The following is a 19,559-nucleotide window of genomic DNA, read 5'->3' as shown; positions in this document are numbered from 1 at the left end:
TCAGAACGGCAGGGGCAGCGAGTACGCCGTGCCGTTCTGCGTGCCGGTGCGGTAGCTCCTCGGCGCGCCGATGACGACCGACGGCGGCGAGCCTCCGGAGCCCGGGACGACCGCGATGGACTGGCCCAGATAGGAGCGCTCCGCGCCGTCTCCCACCACCAGCAGGAACGGCGACAGCGCGCCCGTGGACCTCGCGCCACCGGCGAAGAGGAACGCCGCGCCGTCGCCGTCCGAGGCCACCGACGCGTTGGGCGCGCCCACCCACAGGTCCGGCACGCTGTCGCCATTCAGGTCCGTGCCGCCCGACAGCGACGTGCCGAAGCTCACCGCGCGGGCGCGGTACGTCACGGGAATGGGCGTCAGCCCGTCGTTGATGGCGCCCACCAGGGTCTCGCCGGAGGAGGCCGGGCGCCTCGCGTTGATGGCGGCGACGTCGTAGAGCAGCACCGTGGGCTGGTTCACGCCTTCGAACAGGTAGTTGTTGGCCGTCACCGCGATGAAGTCGCGCGAGTCCCCCAGGAACTTCCCCGCGCGCGTGGTGGCCACGCCCAGGTTCATCAGCGCGATGTTCTTCTCCGTGTCACCGGAGATGCGCACCATGGACGGCGTCGTGCGGGCAGCGCACCGCGTGCCCCCCGGGTCGTAGCCATAGAGGATGACGATGCCGGAGCGGGTGCCGTCGTTGTAGCGCCACGCCACCTCATCGCATCTGTCCCCGTTCAGGTCGCCCAACGCGGCGGGCGCGGACGTCTGCAGTCCGGCGGTCGCGGCGGAGAAGAAGGAGGAGTAGAGGGGGTCGCAGGCCAGCGTCATCTTCGCGAGCGACGCATCCTCGGGTGCACGGCCCAGGAACAGCTCGAAGCCGCGATCCCGCAGCACGGCCAGGTCCTGCTTGCCATCGCCGTTGAAGTCGAAGCCGCCCACCACCCCCCGGCCGATGCTGGTGCGCTTGCACCGGGCAGCCGCGGCATCGTCGCAGTCGGTGACCACGGACGGCGCGAACACGCGGTAGGCCGGCTTGAAGGTGCCGTCCGACTGGCCCAGCGACACCAGCAGTCCGCCCAACGACTGGGTGGCCGTCGTCATGCAGGCGTTCTGCACGTAGGGGTCCCGCTCCGTCGCGGCGGAGTTCGTGGCCGGGATGACGAGCCCCGTGGCGCCGGCCACCATGTCCGGCCGGCCGTCGCCGTTGAAGTCCGTGAACGCCACGTCCACGCCCACGTTGCGGCCGCCGTGCCACGGAGAGCTGGCGCCCTCCCCTGACACGATGGCCTTCCCCGGCTCCGCGGTGTCGAAGGTGTACGCGCGGCCCACGGTCATGTCCGCGCCGTCGTTGTTGGGGCCCGGGCCGGAGAAGCCCGGCGAGCCCACCAGGGCCATCACCTTGCTGTTGAGGCGCGCGACCGCCACGGTCTCACCGAAGCGCTCCACGCTGGCCTTGGCCGTCACGTCCATGCCGCTGCGCGACCACTCCGCGATGCTCGCACCGGCCTTGGAGAAGACATCCACGCGGCCGGTGAAGGCGCCCGGGGTGAGAGACGCGCGGCCGGAGAAGCCCGCCAGCACCGGGCCGGACGGCAGGTTCCACGCCGCGAGGCCCGCGCCCAGCACCTCCGCCTTCGCCGCGCCGCCCAGCGCCGCGAGCGGCTTGTTCATCACCGTGTCCTTCGACAGGCCGGTGAGCGGGAACACCAGCACCTTGCCCGCGTTGCCCAGCGTCGCCGTGCCCGCCGTCACCGACGCGTAGGGCGCGCCCAGGAGCAGCTCCGGCCCCGCCGTGCCGTCCACATCCATCACCGCCCAGCTGCGCGTCGCGGTGATGCTCCGCGCGTCGCCGTAGAAGCGCGCGAACGCGTTCGCCAGCGGCACCGTCGGCGGATTCACCACCGACGGGTCCGCCGCCAGCGTCGCGCCCCGCAGGTCGAACAGGTACGCGCCGCCCGCGTCCTGCGCCGCCGCCACGCCCCCCACCTTGCTCAAGTCCGGCGAGTCCGCCTTGTCCGCCATCACCACGAGGAACGGGGGGCGGCTGCCCTCGCCAGGGATGGCGCCCAGGCGGAAGGTGCCCTCGTTGGCCATCGTCTCCACGGCGGTGTTGGACACCAGCACGTACTGGTCCGCCGCGGAGCGGTAGCGCGGCGCCGAGTCCCGCGCGAAGTACACCGCCACGGCCATCTGCTGCCCGTTGGTGCTGCCGTCCGCGTTGTAGCGGGTCAGCCGGTGCAGCGCCGCCAGGTCCGGGCGGCCGTCGTCGTTGAGGTCCGCCACCACGAGCGCCCGGCCCAGCTCCGTGGTGCTCTTCAGCAGGAACTTGCCGCTCGCATCCAGGTCCTGGCCGCCCAGGCGCACCACCGGCAGGTCCGGAACGGTCTGACCCTTGGTGAGGATGAAGATGTCGATGACGCCGCGCCGGCTGATGCCGGAGAGGGTGGACAGGTCCGCGCCGGGCGAGCCCACGAACAGGTCCATGTCCCCGTCGCCATCCGCGTCCGCGATGGCCAGGCCCGTGCCGAACCCGCCGCGGCCCAGGCCGGTGAGCGCGGGCCTCATCAGCGCGGGCCCCTGGCCCGGCTTGAACGAGTAGAGGTACACCGCGCCCGAGTCACCGATGGTGACGTCCGCGGCCGGCGAGGACACCGCCAGGTCCGCGATCCCGTCGCCGTCCAGGTCACCCGCGGCCAGCATGTCACCGAAGAGCGCGCCCTCCGTCTCACCCGTCAGCACCCAGGTGGGCTTCGAGGGCAGGCCGGACGCGCTGCCCTTGTAGATGAACACCGCGCCGCCCGTGGGGCGCGCCAGCTCGCTCTCGCGCTGGCCCACCGCCAGGTCCTGGATGCCGTCGCCGTCGAAGTCCGCGGTCACCAGCGTGGCCACGTCCGACAGCTTGCCGTGCGCCAGCAGGGGCCGCGTCAGCTCGTCCAGCACGCGCACCGACACCGGGGCCACGTCGCCGGTGAAGGCGTCCTTCGCCTCCAGCACGACGGTGCCTGCCGCGCCCGCCTCCACCACGATGCGGCCGTTCACCACGGAGCCGGGGCCGGACTTCTTCGTCCACGTCACGCGGTCCGAGCCGCCCGTCGTGCCCAGCGGCGCGGAACTGCCCGACGGCACGCCCAGGTACTGCGGGTCGCCCACCAGCTTCGCGGCCTTGCTCACGGTGTACTGGAGCGACTCCGTGTCGCCGGACTTCGTGTCGCGCACCGTGATGACGTCCAGCGCCTCCACCTGCCCCGCCGTGTAGAGGCCCGCGTCGGAGAGCGTGGCGCCGGAGCCGTTGTTGGTGAGCGCGAAGGTCGCCGTGCCCACCAACCCTTCGATGGCGATTTGAAAGGACGTGCCCGGCCGCAGCATCGCGCGCGCGGGCGCGACGCCGAACCTGGAGATCACCTTCACCCGCACGCTGGTGGCGCCGCCGCACTGCTCGTCCACCACCGTCAGCGTGTCCTCGCCGGGCGTGCCGCCCGCGACGAAGCGATTGCCACGCACGTCGCCGGAGGAGCCGCCTGCCTCCGCGCGGAAGGAGTAGTGGCCGCTGCCGCCGCCGGCCGTCAGCGTGGCCACGCTGCCGGAGCGCACCGTGGTGGGCTCCGCCGACAGCGTCAGCGGGGCAAGGCCCTCGCAGGGGCCCACGTAGGGAAGCTGGTCGGCGGGCTTGAGCTCACCGTCACAGGCCAGGGTCAGCAGCGCGGCGAGGGGGGTCGCGCGGAGGAGACGTTTCATGGGGGTGCCTCGGAAGGGGGCGCCCGTCCTCCCCCGGGACGAAAGGAAGACGGGCGCATGCAACTGACGGAGAAGCAGTCTTGAAGCAGGGACTTCAGGGCAGCGCGCCGGAAGACACCCACCGCTGGATGAGGGCGATGCCCTGCTGATCCAACGGCCCGTCCGCGGGCATGCGCACGTCGCGCACCGCCGCGTTGATGAGCTGGGCGTTGGACTTCCACAATTCGTAGGTGTTCAGCGCCCGGCCGTTGCCGCCGGGGGTGTGGCACTTGGCGCAGCGGGCTTCGTGGATGGGCCGGATGTCGCGCGCCCAGCTGGGGACGGTGGCGAGCGGCTGGTAGAGGAAGGGCATCTGCCGGCGCGCCTCCGTGCCGTCCTCGAAGCGGGACACGACGCTCAGCGTGTGGCCGCCCGGCGCCAGGGTGGTGAAGGAGAACGCCTTGAGCGTCTCGCCGTCCGCCTCCAGGCCGCCCATGCTGAACGCGGGCCCGGTGGCTTCGACCTCCTGGCCTTCCAACTGGAAGTGGACGCTCTTCGGCGGAGTGCCCGGCGGCAGGCGGGCCTGGACCACCAGCCCGTCATCCACCACCAGCATGCCCTGGTGCATGCCCGTCACGCGCGGCGCCGGCGTCTGGCTGATGGCCAGGGCCTGCTCACCCACGCGCAGCCACGCGCAGCCGCTCTCGTCCGCGGCCAGCAGCGTCACCGCGCCGGATGGCAGCCCCTCCGCGGAGCCCCAGAGCTTCGTGTCCGCGTCGTAGGTGAAGAGCCGGTCCCCGGCGCGGGCCCAGAGGTAGCGCCCCGCGCCCAGCAGCTGTTCGGGCAGCGCCGGCAGCGGCACCGTGCTCCAGCCGTCCGTGTTCCGGCGCAGCACGCGGGTGCTGGTGAGCACCCAGGCCTCACCCGCCGTGCCCGTGCCCGCGCTCAGCCCCGCGAGCGCGCGCACCGTCTCACCTCCGGCGAGAGGCGCGTCCGTGCCGCGCACCTGGTAGACGCCCGGCGCGGACGCCACCACCACGTTCAGCTTGCCCTCGCGCGCGAACCACAGGCCCGCGAGGCCGTCCTCCGCGGGCGCGGCCGCCATGGTGGTGATGCCGGTGAGCGGCTGCCCGGACAGCTTCAGCGACGCGAGCACGCCGCCTTGAATCTGGAACAGGCCCGTGGGGTGGGCAATCCAGGCGGCGCCGTCCGCGGTCCGCGCGGTGGCGACGATGCCGGTGCCCAGCACCTCCTGCCACAGCGGTTCGATGAGCCAGCCCTGGTCCGCGAGGAACAGGCCGCGGTCCGTCTCCACCAGGGCGCTGTGCGGCCCCAGGCGGAAGGTGGCGCGCACCGAGCCCAGCGCCGCCGTGTTCTTCGGGTGGGCGGAGAGCGCGGCCTTGCTGCCATCCAGCCGCAGGCGCACGGCCTCACCCGTCGCGGTGGCGAAGATGCCGCCGCCGGACTGGTCCGCGAAGCCGGGCACCGCGGCCAGCGACTGCGCCGTGGTGACCCGCGTGGCCGTGAATGCCGCGGGCTTCGCCGGGTCGCTGCCCGGAGGTGCGTCCTCGCCGCATGCGGCGGACAGCACCGCGGACATCAGCAGGAGCGAGGTGGGGAGGAAGCGCGCCACGGTGGGGGAACCGTGGCGCGGACGGGGACGCATGAGGGGAGTGCTCATCAAGGTTCAGGCAAGGATGAACCGCAGCGGGTCCACCCGCGTGATGCTGTAGTCCAGCTTCGCCGAGGCCAGCACCGTGGCGATGATGTGCTCGGGGAAGATGTTGGAGCCGTTCGGATCATTGGCGCCCGTGCGCAGGTCCACCAGGCCCGGCGACATGCCAATGTCACCGCTGCGGCCCACCACCAGGTTGTGCTTGATGCCCGCGCCCATCAGCAGGCAGCTGTTGGACAGGTGGTGGTCGCGGCCGCCCGTGGCGTTGATGGTGGGCGTGCGAGCGAACTCGCTGAACACCAGGATGGTGGTGTGGTCCATGAAGTTGCCGCCGCCCGGGTGCTGGGTGGCGCGCAGGTCCGTCACCAGCAGGTTCAGCGCGTTGAAGCCCGCGCGCTGGTTGGTCGCGTGCGTCTGCTGCGTGCCGAAGTGGGTGTCCAGGCCGCCCGCCAGGTTGATGGACACGCACTGGCTGATGCCCTTCTTCAGGGCGGTGGCCACCATGGCCGCGCGGCCCGCGGCGCTGTTGTACGGGTAGGCCTGGTTGTTGAGCCCGTAGAAGTCGCGCACGGACTGGTTGGCCGCCAGCTGGAAGCGGAACGAGTCCGACAGCTTGTTCTCCATCACGGTCTGCATCTGGCCGCGGCTGCTCTCATAGGCGGTGCCCACGCCCCGCGCGGTGAGCGCCTGCTCCTCGCAGGTGATGGGCATGCCGTTGAGGTCGATGAGGCTCTTCTCGATTTCGCTGTCCAGCTGGCGCGACGCCACGGGCGGGTCCAGCGTGAGCACCAGGTCCGCCAGGCCGCTGACGCGCAGCGCGTTGGCGTAGCCGCCGTAGCGGTCGTTGTAGGACTCCACGCCCTGGGCGATGGACGGGATGGGCACCGTGGGCTTCATCTGGCCCACGATCTCCGTGGCGGTGGAGGAGCCGCGCGCCGCGCTGCCGATGGGCATCTTCCCGGTGAGGAAGTAGCGGTAGCCCACCTCGTGGGTGAGCGTGCTCATGTTGATGCCGCGCACCACCGTCATCAGGTCGTAGTGGTCCGACAGGTTGGCCACGCGCGGGTCGCCGATGGCCGGCCCGAACGCGATGTTCGACGGGCCCGCCCCCGCCCGCTCCTTGGGGGTGACGGGGGTCTGCGCGAAGGCCCCGTCGGTGAGCAGGCTGTAGCCCGGCATGATGCGCGTCTCGCTGACGCGGTCGGCGGTGAACACCGCCGGGTCACGCGGGTCGAACGCGAGCAGCTGATCCCACCCTCCGCTGAAGTAAACGAACACGAAGCAGCGGTCGGGCGGGGCCAGGTTCGTCGCCTGGGCCACGGCCTTGAAGGGGATGCCTCCCAGGAGGAGGGAGCCCATGAAGCCGGCTCCGGCCTTGAGGAAGGTGCGGCGCTCGGGGCTGCTGAGGTCGTCTTGGCGTGTCTTCTTCATCGCAGGCACCGTCAAGGTCAGTAGGTGATGAAGCGCGAGTCCGTCAGCATGGCGATGCAGACCACCGCCAGCGCCTGGTCGCGCTTCTTGAGGGTTTCGGCCCGGGCCGCGGCCTTGCGGAAGAACGTCGCGTAGCGCGTCAGCTCCTCACCGGCGAGGGGCGCGCCCCAGAACCGGGTGGAGAGGTACACGAGCGTTTCGTCCACCTGCGCGTCCGTGAGCTTCGTCAGGTCGCTCATGGGCGAAGGCAGCGTGCGCCCCAGGGTGCGCAAGCTCACGTCCACCTGCGCGATGTCCTTCTGCGCCTGGGCGATGCAGACCTTGCGCGCGCCGTCGTCCAGGAAGCGGGCGAAGACGAGGTTGGGCTCCGTGTTCTCCGAAGTGATGAGCGCGTAGTCGGCGCGGCCCAGCGACTGGGCGCGCGCCTCCAGCTCATCCCACTCCATGCCCACGGCGATGCGGATGGACTCCTTGAGCTGCGCGACGGTGAGGCGGCGGGGCGCGCGGCCCACGCTGCCGCCCTGGGCCTCCGGGTCCGGCAGCGGGTCGATCTGGTCCGTGTTCCCGTGCGGGTTGGGCACCGGGTCCAGCTGGGCGTCCAGCGGGACGGGCTTGGCGGGGACGTCCACGGAGCCCTGGGTGCAGCCCGTGGCGAGCGCGAGCAGCGCGGTCAGCAGAAGGCGGCGCATCAGTCGATCCTCCGGTACGCGTCGGACATCACCACCTGCTCGATGAGGCCCTTGAGGCTGTGGTTGTTCTTGGCGAAGTCCTGCGACAGCGTCTGGAGGTACATGCGCTGCTCCTCGGCCGTCATGGCGCGGCCCAGGAACTCGTTCCAGACGCGCTTGACGGTGCAGCGCTCCAGGTCGCCCGTCTCCATCATGCGCTCCACCAGCGCCTGCGGACCGCCCTCGATGTTCTTCTCCTCGGCCGGGCTGCGGTAGAGGTAGGTCTTCAGGAGGCCCAGCGAGTTGGCGCCGTCGCCGTCGAAGGCCTGCATCACGTACTGGCTGCACTCGCCGCCGCAGTTGGTGTCACCGTTGATGGCGCAGTCGCGGCACTTCACGTCCAGGCGGGGGAACTGGTCCGGGGACAGGAACAGCGCGGAGCGCTCCGCGTAGCGGCCCCAGTGCGCGCCCGTGGGCTCGATGGTGGCGTGGCAGTAGTTGCAGCCGCAGCGCGTGGCCAGGTTGTTGCTCCGGTTGCAGATGTCGTCCGGGGACGGCAGGTTCGCGTCCGCGGCCGGGGCGAAGTGCTTGCAGAGGAACGCCTCGTAGAAATGGTTCACGCGGGCGCGCTGCGTGGGGAAGCGGTAGAGGAACGCGGGCGTGGTGAGCACGCCGGAGTGGGTGTTGTCGCGGACGTACGAGGTCCACTCGGTGGCGTTCGCGTACGTCACGGCGGGCAGCGTGGCCGCGTCCGCGGGGGACTTGATGCTGAAGACGCCCACGCCCTGGCGCTGCTTGTAGAACTCCGCCAGCGGGCCGTTCACGAAGGAGCCGCGGGTGGTGAGGATGTTGAAGTAGGGCTCGTCGTTCCGCACCACGGAGTCCGTGATGTAGAGCGGCTCCTCGTTGAAGGCGGCCACGCGCGCGGTGTGCACGTCGGCGATCTCGCAGCGGCGCATCTTGTCGCCGCAGCCGCAGCTGCGGTCGCTGTTGAAGCGCGGCGTCTCACAGGACTCGCCCGTGTACGGGTTCGCCGCGCGGTCCTGCGCCTCCACGGCACACACCTTCACGGTCTCCGTGGTGGTGGACCAGAAGGGCTGCACCGTGGTGGTGACGTAGCCCTCGCGCTGCACGCAGCCGCGCTGCGTCGCCCAGACGCCGTCGCGGGTCGGCCTGTTGTTGACGTCCGTCTTGATGTCGAACCCGCAGCGCTTCAACGTCAGGGTGCCGGTCCCACCCGCCGGCTGCACCCATTCGGTGATGGTGCCCGTGGCCGGCGACGCCACCAGCACGTTGGTGGTGTTCTTGTTCGGGTCCGGCAGGCAGAGGTAGCCCACGGACTTGCCCGCGGACGCCAGGAAGCGGTTGTCGCAGAAGTTCACGTACTTGCCGTACGTCGCGTCGGCCTTCAGCGCGTTGCAGTCCGCGAACTTCAGCTCCGGCGCCGTGGAGGCCACGTCCAGCTGGCGGCACTGGTAGAAGTTCGTGTCGTAGTCGTAGCTGACCGGCAGCGGAATGCCCTGCGCGTCACGGCAGGCGGGGGCCGTGGAGTTGTCCTGGTGGGGGTCCTGCGGGTTCGCCTTGCAGCTGTCCTGCGCGATCTCCCCATCACAGCGCTGGCTCTGGCCACCGCGCAGGTTGTTGGAGTTGTTGCCCGCGAAGCTCAGCGGCGTGCCGGACACGCGGTAGTCGCCGTTGCCCTGCACGCTCGAGTTGATGTTCGAGCGCAGCAGCGCGCGGTGGTAGTTGCGCATCCGGGCGTAGAAGGACTCGTCCTTCATCATCGCGCGGACGTCTTCCGCCGTGACGGAGCCCTTGGCCTGGAACGCCTTGTACTCCTCCATGGTCGGAGGACGTCCCAGCAAATCGAGAGAAAGCTGACGTAGATGCCGCTCCAAGGGAACCTTCGCCACGGGCGCGCACACCGCTTCTTCAGCGGCTGCGGGCAGGGCGAGCAGGAGGGCGGCGCTCGCCAGGGGGGCAAGGCAACGCACGCTGAACACGGGGAACCTCCGAGAGGGGGGGTCGGGGGTGACGCAGTGGACCGAAGTATGAAGGAATTTCCGGTTTGATATCCAGTTGACCTAACCGATTCCATTCAACCGACATGTAGGCATTAGCCGGATTCCGCTTGGAGTCCCTGTTGCAAGCTGTCCGGACGCGGTCCACAAGGGAGACATGTCCAACGCCGCTTCCGGGCTCACCCCGTCGTCTTCGTCCACCAACGACCGCTCCTTCTTCATCGCGATCGGCGTGGTGTCCGCTGGCGCGCTGGCGCTGCTGGCGTGGCTGCTGCTCATCCGGCGCGGAGGCGCGGGCATGGGCGTGGACCTGCGCTTCATGCCGGCGGTGAACGCGGGGCTCAACGCGACGGCGGCGGCGCTGCTTTTGGGCGGCTGGGTGGCCATCAAGCGCGGCGCGCGGAAGGTGCACCAGAATCTAATGGTGAGCGCGTTCGCCGCGTCCGCGCTGTTCCTGGTGGGCTACCTCGCCTACCACTTCGTGCACGGGGACACGCGCTACGTGGGCGACTTCCGAGGGCTGTACCTGACGCTGCTGGCCAGCCACGTGCTCCTGTCCATGCCGGTGCTGCCCATGGCGCTGGTGGCCTTCTACTTCTCCTGGCGGCAGCAGTTCGCCCGGCACCGCAAGGTGACGCGGTGGCTGGCGCCCATCTGGCTCTACGTGTCGGTGACGGGCGTGGTGGTGTTCTTCATGCTGCGCGGCGGCGTGCCCGCGGTGTCCTGAAGCGCCGCGCTACGGCGCGGTGTGCTCGGACGTGGACCGCGCGGGCCCCGCGGGGAGCGCGATGCCCCGGGGCAGGCGCACGGTGAAGGTGGAGCCCTGCCCCTCCACGCTGCGCACGGCGAGCGTGCCGCCGTGCAGCTCCACCATGCGGCGCGCGCTGGCCAGGCCCACGCCGCTGCCGGACACGTCCCGGGACACGTTGCGCCCGCGGTGGAAGCGCTCGAAGACGAAGGGCAGGTCCCCGGCAGGGATGCCGATGCCCTGGTCCGTCACGGCGAGCAGCACGAACTGCTGCGTCTGCGCTTCTTCCACCGTCAGGTGCACGATGACGGTGGAGCCCGCGGCGCTGTACTTCACCGCGTTGCCCATCAGGTTCTCCAGCACGCGCTCCAGGGCGTGCGCGTCCCAATCGCCGGTGAAGTCGCGCCCGTCCGGCACCTCCAGGACGAAGTGGTGGCGTGACGCGTTGGCCTCCAGCTCGCGCACCTTGCCGCGCACCATGGCCAGCAGGTCCATGGGCTCGCGCTTGAGGGGGCGCTCCTGGCCGCGCGTCACCTCCAGGAAGTGGTCGATGAGCTCGCCCATGCGGTGCGCCGCGCGCACGATGTGGCCCAGGCGCGTCTCCAGGGCGGGCGTCATCGCGGCGGGGGGAATCTGCCGGCGCAGCACCTGGGCGTTGAGCGTCATGATTTGAAGCGGGCCCTTCAAGTCGTGCGTCGCCAGCGAGAAGAGTTCGTCGCGCACGGCCAGGGCCTCGCGAGCGGCGGCCTCGGCGCGCTCGGCACGCAGGCGGCGCTCCTCCAGCTCGCGCGTCATCAGCACCGTGTCCACCGCGGCGCGCAGGCTGCGGCGCAGGCGCTCCGGGCTGAAGGTCTCCTTCACCAGGTAGTCCTGGGCACCGGCCTTCATGGCGTCCACCGCGACGCGCTCGTTGCCGCTGCCGGTGAGCACCACCACGGCGGGCACCCTGGGCAGCGCCAGCTCCGTGAGCCTCTGGAGCATGCTGACGCCGTTCATGCCGGGCAGGTGGTAGTCGAGCAGCATCGCGTCCACGGTGTTGGCGGCCAGGTACGCCAGCGCGTCCTCCGCGGAGGACACCGGCACCACCTCCCACTGCATGTCCGGGTCACGCGCCAGCGCGCGGCTGACCGCGAGGCGGTCCGCCATGCCGTCGTCCACCAGCAGCACGCGCAGGCTCATGCTTCCGGCTCCTGGACCTCGGGCAGGCGCGCGGCCTTGAACCAGAAGGCGTGGAGCGCCTCCGCGGTGGCCTGCAGCTGGGGACCGACTTCGGGCTTGAAGAGGTAGCTGTTGGCGCCGTCCGCGTAGGCGCCCTCCACGTCCCCTACCTCCACGGAGGAGGAGAAGATGATGACGGGGATGGAGCGCAGGTCCGGGTCCGCCTTCAGCGTGGCCAGCACCTCGCGCCCGCTGATGCCGGGCATGTGCAGGTCCAGCAGGACGAGCACCGGGCGCTCCGCGTCCGCGTGGGCCCCGCGCCGGTAGAGGTAGTCCAGGGCGTTCTCGCCGTCGCGCACGCGCACCACCGGCACGGGCAGGGGCAGCCGCTTCGCGATGCGCATCAGCGCCTCCGCGTCTGGATCACTGTCCTCCACCAGCAGCAGCGGCTTCATGAACGCGGTCCCTCGCCCAGCGTGAAGAAGAAGGTGGAGCCCTGGCCCGGCGCGGAGTCCACCCAGAGCGCGCCGCCGTGCAGCGACACCAGCCGGCGCGCGATGGCCAGCCCCGCCCCCGTGCCGCCGCCATAGGCCTGCGCGGGATGCAGGCGGCGGAACAGCTCGAAGATGGCTTCGTGGAACTGCGGCGCGATTCCGATGCCCGGGTCCTTCACGTAGAAAAGGTAGGGCGCGGTGACGTGCCGCGCCGCCTCCGGGCGCGCTTCCCCGGGCCCCACGAAGCCCACCTCCACCCAGCGCGGCTCGGCTGTCTGGTACTTGGCCGCGTTGCTGATGAGGTTGGCCCACACCTGGCGGATGCGGACGGCGTCACACGCCACCGTGGGCAGGCGGCGGGGCAGGCGGACCTCCACCCTGCCCTCCTCCAGCCGTGCGCCCAGCGTCCTCAGCACGTCCTCCACCAGGGCCTGCTGATCCGTCTCCTCCCACGACAGCTCCAGGCGGCCCAGGCGGCTGAACTCGAAGAGGTTGTCCAGCAGCTCGTGCGTGCGCTTCGCCAGCCACCCCAGGGCCTCCAGCTGCCCGAGTCCGTCCGTGCCCAGCGTGGAGCCGAAGTCCTCCTGCAGGAAGGAGCTGTACTGGAGGATGCCGCGCAGGGGCTCCTTGAGGTCGTGCGCCACGGTGCCGCCGAACGCGTCCAGCTCCGCGTTGGAGCGGGCCAGCTCCCGCGACAGCCGGGCCAGCTCCTCCGCGTGCCGCAGCACCACGCCCACCAGCGCCCCCTTGAGCGCGCGCGCCGCCTCCAGGTCCTGCGCGGACCACGGAGTGGAGGCGCCCTTCATCTCCTCGCGCCACACGTCGAAGGACGCGCGGGGACGCAGCCGTGCATGGCCCGGTTCCGGACGCACGGGCTTGTTCGGGTTGCCGGCCCACGCCACGGTGCGCGCCACCTCCGGGCGGAACCACAGCGCGAAGTGCGGCACGGACGGGTCCAGGCGCACCGCCAGCAGGCCCGCGGCCACGTCCGCGCGCGAGGCCAGCGGCGGGTACACGTCCCCCAGCCGGTCCACGTGGAAGGCTTCCTCCGAAAGCTCGCGCTCCGAAAGCCAGGCCACCAGGGCGCGCACCTCCTCCGCGGACGGCGTGGTGCCGAGCAAGAGGGGCGACGCCTCCGGGCCCGCGCTCGCGCCCAGCACCAGCGCCACGCCGTGGGAGCCCGTGAGCTCCATCAGCAGCGGGGCCTGCGCCTCCAGCGCCTTCGCGGGGCTGTGCTCGCCCAGGTTCGGCAGGACCAGCGCGTTGAGCAGCGACGCGCGGCGCGCCTGGGCGGCGGACTCCAGGCTCCGCTCCTCCGCGGCGAGCTGGAGCGACAACACGCGCGCCAGCACCTCGCACGCCTGCCGCCGCGCGGCGGACACCGTGCGGGGCGCCAGGTGGTGGCAGGCCATGAGCCCCCAGAGCTGTCCGTCCTTCAGGAGCGACACGCTGAAGGACGCGCCCACGCCCATGTTGCGCAGGTACTCCAGGTGGATCTCCGACACGCTGCGGAGCGCGGAGCCGGACAGGTCCAACGGGCGCTGGGTGCCCGGCAGCACCGGCGGCACCAGGCCCACGGCCTTCGCGTCCACGTCCGCGATGAGGCGCACGGGGTTGCGCGTGTAGAGGGCGCGCGCCTGCGCGGGGATGTCGCTCGCGGGGTAGTGCAGGCCCATGAAGGAATCCACGCCCTCGCGCACGCTCTCCGCCACGACCTCGCCGTGGAAGTCCGCGTGGAAGCGGTAGACCATCACCCGGTCGTAGCCGATGAGCTCCCGCACCGCGTCCGCGGCCTCTTGAAGCAGCGCGACCGTGCCCTTCGCGCGCGCCAGCGGCGACACCAGCCGCTGCACCGCGCCCAGCGCCGTCTCCTCCGCGCCCACGTCCTCGTCCGCCAGCGGCTCCAGCTCCAGCACGCGCAGGCCGTCGCTGTCATGCAGGAGCGCGGAGCAGCGCTGTCCCGACACCTCCACGGTGACGGGCCCCGGCCCCGTGCCCGCCTCCACGCGCGCGAGCAGCCCGCGCGGCAGCACGCCGGACAGGGGCTTGCCCAGGAGCGCATCCGGCCCTGCGCCGAGCAGCGCGGGGACGTTCGCGCTCACGACCGCGACGGCCTCCGTGTCCGGGTGGAAGGCGACGAGCACACCCCGGGGCTGGATGCCCCCCAGCAGGTGGATGGGCTCGCGTTCGCAGACGCTGAGGTCGGCATCAGAGACGGACGGAGCCATCGTGCTCTCGCATCAACCAGGCGGCGAAGGTGTCGAAGGTATCGCGGGCGCCCTGCACGACGGCTGCGTCGAAGGTGTCGGAGGCCGCCCGTTCGGACGCCCGGGTGAGGGCTTCACCGAACGCGCGCCACATGGGGCCCACCTGGTCGCCATAGGCCCGGAAGAAGGCGAAGTTCCCCACGCGTGCGTCCGGCCCGAAGTGGCGCGTCAGGTGGCGCAGGATGAGCTGGCCCCCCAGCGTGGAGCCCTCCAGCACGTATGCGCAGCCCAGCGCCTCCGCCAGCCCCGGCAGCGCCGGCAGTGAAGAGGCGCGCGGCAGCCGCGCGAGCGAGGCCGTGTCGTGCCCCATGGCGCGCAGGTCCGCATCCAACAGCGGCGTCTTCCAGCGCGCCCTCGAATCCAGCGCCGGCTCCAGGGCCGCCAGGGGTCCGGCGAGCAGCGCTTCCAGGGGCAGGTAGAGACCGTAGAAGGCCTCCAACTGGCGCTGGTAGGCCGCGGGTGTCAGGTGCGCGTCCATCAGACGCACCGCGCCCTCCGTGCGCTCATGGTGGGGGCGCGTCTCCGTCCTCAGCCGCTGCATCAGTTCCAAGGTGCCCGGAGGATCGGGAGCGGCGCGGCACGAGGAAAGAACCAATTGCGCTGAATGTTGGCCGTTCATCGCGGGTGACTGTTGTCCGTTCACTTACGCATGCGGCGGGGGGCGCACGGAGCGTGAGGCTTCACGGGGTGCCTGTTTCCCCGGCACCACTCCACGCGGTGAGTCGACCCCCTGAGTCGCCCTGTCTTTACGGGCCGCGACACAACGCGTTAGCCTGAATGCTCCACAGCTTGGCTTCCCGCGTCATGCGGGAAAGGGGCCCTGACGATGCCGTTCACCCTCCCTCCGCGCTACGGGCTGTATGAGCCGGAGACCGAGCACGACGCCTGCGGCGTGGGATTCGTGGCCCACATCCGTGGACAGCGTTCGCGGGGCATCGTGGAGGACGCGCTGGAGCTGCTCAACCGGCTGAGCCACCGCGCCGCGGCAGGGCGCGACCCGGAGACGGGCGACGGCGCCGGCATCCTGGTGCAGCTGCCGCACCGCTTCTTCAACCACGAAGCGCCGCGGCTGGGTTTCGAATTGCCGCCGCGACGCCAGTACGGCGTGGCGCAGGTGTTCCTGCCGCCGGAGCCGGAGGCGCGCCGCGCGTGCGAGGCGCTGTTCGAGGACGTGGTGGAGGAGGAGGGGCAGCGGCTGCTCGGCTGGCGCGACGTGCCGGTGGCGCCGGAGGAGCTGGGGCCGCTTGCTCGGGAGGCGGCGCCGGTCATCCGGCAGCTCTTCATCGCGCGCAGGCGCGTGGTGCCCAGCGCCTTCGAGCGCAAGCTCTACCGCATCCGCAAGCTGGTGGAGAACCGCGTGCTGGCGCGCGGCGTGGATCCGCAGGGGCGCTTCCACGTGGCCAGCTGTTCGTCGGAGACGCTCATCTACAAGGGCCTGCTCTTGCCCCGGCAGCTGCCGCGCTTCTACGCGGACCTGCGGCACCCGGAGTTCGTCAGCGCGCTGGCGCTGGTGCACTCGCGCTTCTCCACCAACACCTTCCCCACGTGGGAGCTGGCGCAGCCGTTCCGCTTCATCGCGCACAACGGTGAAATCAATACACTGCGTGGCAACCGCAACTGGATGACGGCGCGGCGCGGGCTGCTCCAGACGGCGAAGCTGGGCGGGAGCCTGGAGCCGCTGTGGCCCATCATCGTCCCGGGCAAGAGCGACTCCGCGCAGTTCGACAACATGGTGGAGCTGCTCTACCTGGGCGGCCGCACCCTGCCCCACGCGATGATGATGATGATCCCGGAGGCGTGGGAGGGCCACAAGGAGATGGGCGACGAGCGCCGCGCCTTCTACGAGTACTCCGCGTCCCTGTTGGAGCCGTGGGACGGCCCCGCGGCCATCGCGTTCACGGACGGGCAGCTCATTGGCGCGACGTTGGACCGCAACGGCCTGCGCCCCGCGCGCTACCTGGTGACGGAGGACGACCGCATCATCCTGGCGTCGGAGACGGGCGTCATCGACGTGCCCTCGTCGCAGGTGCGCCGCAAGGGCCGGCTGACGCCGGGCCGCATGCTGCTGGTGGACACCACGGAGGGGCGCATCCTGGAGGACGAGGAGGTGAAGCATGAAATCACCTCGCGCTGGCCCTACCGCCGCTGGCTCCAGCGCAACGTCTTCACCTTCGAGGACCTGCCCGCCGTCCCCGCCCCCGCGCGCCTGAAGGGCGAGACGCTGTGGAGGCTGCAGCGCGCGTTCGGCTACACGGACGAGGACGTGCGCACCACGCTGGCCCCCATGGCGGAGACGGGCAAGGAGCCCACGGGCTCCATGGGCACGGACACGCCGCTCGCCGTGCTGAGCGACCAGGCCCCCACCCTCTTCAACTACTTCCACCAGTTGTTCGCGCAGGTGACCAACCCGCCCATCGACCCGCTGCGCGAGGCGCTGGTGATGACGCTGGCCACCGCGCTGGGCCCGGAGGGCAACACCTTCGAGGAGACGCCGGAGCAGTGCCACCGGCTGTCGCTGCCCGGCCCCATCCTCACCAACGGGCAGCTGGCGCGGCTGGCGAACCTGCGCGGAGACACGGGCCTCTTCGAGCCGCGTCCCTTGAGCCTGCTCTACCCGCACGCGGGCGGCGCGGCGACAGCGCTGGAGGTCGCGGTGGAGCGGCTGTGCACGGCGGCGGTGGACGCCGTCGACGCGGGCGCGAGCATCCTGGTGCTGAGCGACCGGGGCGTGGACGCGGCGCACGCGGCCATCCCCGCGCTGCTGGCCGTGTCCGCGGTGCACCAGCGGTTGGTGCGCGACGGCACGCGCATGTACACGGGCATCGTGCTGGAGACGGCGGAGGCGCGCGAGGTGCACCACTTCGCGTGCCTGTTCGCCTACGGCGTGTCCGCGGTGAACCCGTACCTGGCGCTGGACACGCTGCGTGCGCTGGCGGACGCGGGCGAGCTCAAGGCGGACGCGGACAAGGCGCAGGCGCAGTACCTGCACGGCCTGGAGGAGGGCCTGCTCAAGGTGATGTCCAAGATGGGCATCTCCACGCTCCAGTCCTACCGCGGCTCGCAGCTCTTCGAGGCGGTGGGCCTGCAACGAAGCCTCATCGAGAAGCACTTCACCGGCACGTCGTCGCGCGTGGAGGGCGTGGGCCTGCCGGAGCTGGGCCGCGAGGTGGCGGAGCGGCACGCGCGCGGCTTCGGCGCCGGCGCGGACGGCGAGGAGGACCTGCTGCCCGTGGGCGGTCAGTTCCGCTGGCGCCGGCAGGGTGAGCGGCACAAGTGGAACCCGGCCACCGTGGCGAAGCTCCAGGAGGCGGTGCGCACGAACGACGCGGCCCGGTTCCAGGAGTACTCGAAGCTGGCGGACGACGAGACGCGCGAGCACAGCAACCTGCGTGGCCTCTTGGACGTGGTGACGGACGGCTGCACGCCGGTGCCGCTGGAGGAGGTGGAGCCCGCGCTGGAGCTGGCGCGGCGGTTCGTCACCGGCGCCATGTCCTTCGGCTCCATCAGCGCGGAGGCGCACGAGACGCTGGCCATCGCGATGAACCGGCTGGGCGGCCGGTCCAACAGCGGCGAGGGCGGCGAGGAGTCCCGCCGCTACACCAAGGACCCCAACGGCGACTCGCGCCGCAGCGCCATCAAGCAGGTGGCCAGCGCGCGCTTCGGCGTCACCGCGGAGTACCTGGTTAACGCGGACGAGCTTCAAATCAAGATGGCCCAGGGCGCCAAGCCCGGCGAGGGCGGCCAGCTTCCGGGCCACAAGGTGGACGAGCGGATTGCCCGCGTGCGCTGGAGCACGCCGGGCGTGACGCTGATTTCGCCGCCGCCGCACCACGACATCTACTCCATCGAGGACCTGGCGCAGCTCATCTACGACCTCCAGTCCGTGAACGCGAAGGCGCGCGTGAGCGTGAAGCTGGTGAGCGAGGTGGGCGTGGGCACCATCGCCGCGGGCGTGGCCAAGGCGGGCGCGGGCTGCGTGGTGGTGGCGGGCTACGAGGGAGGCACGGGCGCCTCTCCGCTCTCCAGCCTCCAGCACGCGGGCCTGCCGTGGGAGCTGGGGCTGGCGGAGACGCAGCAGGTGCTGGTGCACAACGGCCTGCGCTCGCGCATCCGCGTGCAGGTGGACGGCGGCCTGCGCACCGCGCGTGACGTGCTGGTGGCGGCGCTCCTGGGCGCGGAGGAGTTCGGCCTGGCCACCGCGAGCCTCGTGTCCGTGGGCTGCATCATGCTGCGCAAGTGCCACCTCAACACCTGCTCGGCGGGCATCGCCACGCAGGACCCCAGCTTGCGCGAGCGCTACCAGGGCACACCGGAGAACGTCGTGAGCTTCTTCCTGCTGCTGGCGGAGGACCTGCGCCGGCACATGGCGAAGCTGGGCGTGCGCAAGCTGGATGAGCTGGTGGGCCGGGTGGACCTGCTGCGCCAGCGCGCGGCGGTGGACCACTGGAAGGCGCGCAAGGTGGACCTGTCCGCGCTGCTCACCGCGCCGTCCGCGCCGGCCACCGAGCCGCGCCACTGCCAGACGCCACACCGCAAGGACGTGGCGGACCACCTGGACCACGAGCTGCTGACGAAGGCGCAGTCCGTGCTCGCGGGCGGGCCGCCGCTGATGCTGTCGCTGCCGGTGGCGAACACGCACCGCGCGGTGGGCGCCATGCTGTCCGGCGAGATTGCCCGCCGCCACGGCGCGCAGGGGCTGCCGGACGGGAAGCTGCGGGTGAAGCTGAAGGGCTCCGCGGGCCAGAGCTTCGGCGCGTTCCTCGCGTCCGGCGTGACGCTGGAGCTGGAGGGCGACACCAACGACTACCTGGGCAAGGGGCTGTCCGGCGGACGCATCATCGTCTACCCGCCAGAGGGCAGCCGCTTCACTCCCGAGGAGAACGTGCTCGTCGGCAACACGGTGCTCTACGGCGCCACGGCCGGCGAGGTGTACCTGCGGGGACTCGCGGGTGAGCGCTTCGCGGTGCGCAACAGCGGCGCGCAGGCGGTGGTGGAGGGCGTGGGCGACCACGGCTGCGAGTACATGACGGGCGGCGTGGTGGTGGTGCTGGGCCAGACAGGCCGCAACTTCGCGGCCGGCATGAGCGGCGGCACCGCGTACGTGCTGGACCGCGAGCGCAGCTTCCGCGAGCGCTGCAACCTGGAGATGGTGGAGCTGGAGTCGCTGGTGGACGAGTCGGAAATCTGGCTCGTGCACGGGATGATTGAACGCCACCTGCACCACACCGGCAGCGCGCTCGCGCGGCGGGTGCTCGACAACTGGGAGCTGATGGTGCCGCAGTTCATGAAGGTGATGCCGTCCGACTACAAGCGCGTGCTCCAGGCGCGCAGGGCGGCGCGCAGGCCGCCGCCGGCCGCGGGCGTGCAGCAGCTCCACGTCGTTGGCGGAGGGGCCTGA

The 19,559-nt window shown here is 71.4% G+C and carries 11 protein-coding genes; 2 read left to right on the top strand and 9 right to left on the bottom strand.

Annotated features, from left to right (window positions below; translation table 11 throughout):
- The 5 genes from D7Y21_RS04205 to D7Y21_RS04185 all read right to left on the bottom strand — a co-directional run bounded on the left by D7Y21_RS04205 (window position 1) and on the right by D7Y21_RS04185 (window position 9,317).
- The gene (locus tag D7Y21_RS04205; protein ID WP_121711403.1) at window positions 1-3,720 is read right to left on the bottom strand and encodes an FG-GAP-like repeat-containing protein; all 3,720 of its coding nucleotides are present in this window, start codon (window positions 3,718-3,720) and stop codon (window positions 1-3) included.
- 94 nt (window positions 3,721-3,814) lie between these two features.
- A complete protein-coding gene (locus tag D7Y21_RS04200; RefSeq protein WP_121711401.1) occupies window positions 3,815-5,365 on the bottom strand; it encodes a cytochrome c in 1,551 nt (516 codons plus the stop codon).
- Window positions 5,366-5,386: 21 nt separating this feature from the next.
- Complete coding sequence (locus tag D7Y21_RS04195; protein ID WP_121711399.1) at window positions 5,387-6,805, bottom strand: DUF1501 domain-containing protein; 1,419 nt, start codon at window positions 6,803-6,805, stop codon at window positions 5,387-5,389.
- Between the two features lie 17 nt (window positions 6,806-6,822).
- Window positions 6,823-7,494 (bottom strand): hypothetical protein, encoded by a 672-nt coding sequence (locus tag D7Y21_RS04190; protein ID WP_120562080.1) that lies wholly within the window; start codon window positions 7,492-7,494, stop codon window positions 6,823-6,825.
- On the bottom strand, window positions 7,494-9,317 hold the full coding sequence (locus D7Y21_RS04185) for a DUF1585 domain-containing protein (protein WP_233611971.1): 1,824 nt from the start codon (window positions 9,315-9,317) through the stop codon (window positions 7,494-7,496). The genes D7Y21_RS04190 and D7Y21_RS04185 overlap by 1 nt, the downstream gene beginning before the upstream one ends.
- Before the next feature lie 334 nt (window positions 9,318-9,651).
- Between D7Y21_RS04185 and D7Y21_RS04180 the strand changes: the two genes are divergently transcribed.
- The gene (locus D7Y21_RS04180) at window positions 9,652-10,221 is read left to right on the top strand and encodes a DUF420 domain-containing protein (protein ID WP_120562082.1); all 570 of its coding nucleotides are present in this window, start codon (window positions 9,652-9,654) and stop codon (window positions 10,219-10,221) included.
- A 9-nt stretch (window positions 10,222-10,230) separates the two neighbouring features.
- Here D7Y21_RS04180 and D7Y21_RS04175 read toward each other — a convergent pair whose 3' ends face one another.
- Genes D7Y21_RS04175 through D7Y21_RS04160 form a run of 4 tightly spaced genes read right to left on the bottom strand, consistent with a single transcriptional unit; the run spans window position 10,231 to window position 14,702 of the window.
- Entirely contained in the window at window positions 10,231-11,421 is a 1,191-nt protein-coding gene (locus tag D7Y21_RS04175) for a hybrid sensor histidine kinase/response regulator (protein WP_120562083.1), read from the bottom strand.
- Window positions 11,418-11,855 (bottom strand): response regulator, encoded by a 438-nt coding sequence (locus tag D7Y21_RS04170; protein WP_120562084.1) that lies wholly within the window; start codon window positions 11,853-11,855, stop codon window positions 11,418-11,420. Before D7Y21_RS04170 ends, D7Y21_RS04175 begins: the two co-directional genes overlap by 4 nt.
- Window positions 11,852-14,122 (bottom strand): ATP-binding protein, encoded by a 2,271-nt coding sequence (locus tag D7Y21_RS04165; RefSeq protein ID WP_121711398.1) that lies wholly within the window; start codon window positions 14,120-14,122, stop codon window positions 11,852-11,854. The genes D7Y21_RS04170 and D7Y21_RS04165 overlap by 4 nt, the downstream gene beginning before the upstream one ends.
- A complete protein-coding gene (locus D7Y21_RS04160; protein ID WP_121711396.1) occupies window positions 14,103-14,702 on the bottom strand; it encodes a biliverdin-producing heme oxygenase in 600 nt (199 codons plus the stop codon). The genes D7Y21_RS04165 and D7Y21_RS04160 overlap by 20 nt, the downstream gene beginning before the upstream one ends.
- A gap of 285 nt (window positions 14,703-14,987) precedes the next feature.
- Between D7Y21_RS04160 and gltB the strand changes: the two genes are divergently transcribed.
- The gene (gene gltB / locus D7Y21_RS04155; RefSeq protein ID WP_121711395.1) at window positions 14,988-19,559 is read left to right on the top strand and encodes a glutamate synthase large subunit; all 4,572 of its coding nucleotides are present in this window, start codon (window positions 14,988-14,990) and stop codon (window positions 19,557-19,559) included.

Source organism: Corallococcus sp. AB045, from assembly GCF_003668895.1.
GTDB lineage: Bacteria > Myxococcota > Myxococcia > Myxococcales > Myxococcaceae > Corallococcus > Corallococcus coralloides.
Note: the sequence above shows the minus strand (reverse complement) of the source record. Positions and strands in the feature narration are given on the sequence as shown.

Coding starts and splice junctions, on each gene's coding strand:
- D7Y21_RS04175 (WP_120562083.1), bottom strand. CDS start 11,421: ATGAGCCTGCGCGTGCTGCTGGTGGACGACGGCATGGCGGACCGCCTC.
- D7Y21_RS04205 (WP_121711403.1), bottom strand. CDS start 3,720: ATGAAACGTCTCCTCCGCGCGACCCCCCTCGCCGCGCTGCTGACCCTG.
- D7Y21_RS04160 (WP_121711396.1), bottom strand. CDS start 14,702: ATGCAGCGGCTGAGGACGGAGACGCGCCCCCACCATGAGCGCACGGAG.
- D7Y21_RS04185 (WP_233611971.1), bottom strand. CDS start 9,317: ATGGAGGAGTACAAGGCGTTCCAGGCCAAGGGCTCCGTCACGGCGGAA.
- D7Y21_RS04200 (WP_121711401.1), bottom strand. CDS start 5,365: ATGCGTCCCCGTCCGCGCCACGGTTCCCCCACCGTGGCGCGCTTCCTC.
- D7Y21_RS04170 (WP_120562084.1), bottom strand. CDS start 11,855: ATGAAGCCGCTGCTGCTGGTGGAGGACAGTGATCCAGACGCGGAGGCG.
- gltB (WP_121711395.1), top strand. CDS start 14,988: ATGCCGTTCACCCTCCCTCCGCGCTACGGGCTGTATGAGCCGGAGACC.
- D7Y21_RS04165 (WP_121711398.1), bottom strand. CDS start 14,122: ATGGCTCCGTCCGTCTCTGATGCCGACCTCAGCGTCTGCGAACGCGAG.
- D7Y21_RS04180 (WP_120562082.1), top strand. CDS start 9,652: ATGTCCAACGCCGCTTCCGGGCTCACCCCGTCGTCTTCGTCCACCAAC.
- D7Y21_RS04195 (WP_121711399.1), bottom strand. CDS start 6,805: ATGAAGAAGACACGCCAAGACGACCTCAGCAGCCCCGAGCGCCGCACC.
- D7Y21_RS04190 (WP_120562080.1), bottom strand. CDS start 7,494: ATGCGCCGCCTTCTGCTGACCGCGCTGCTCGCGCTCGCCACGGGCTGC.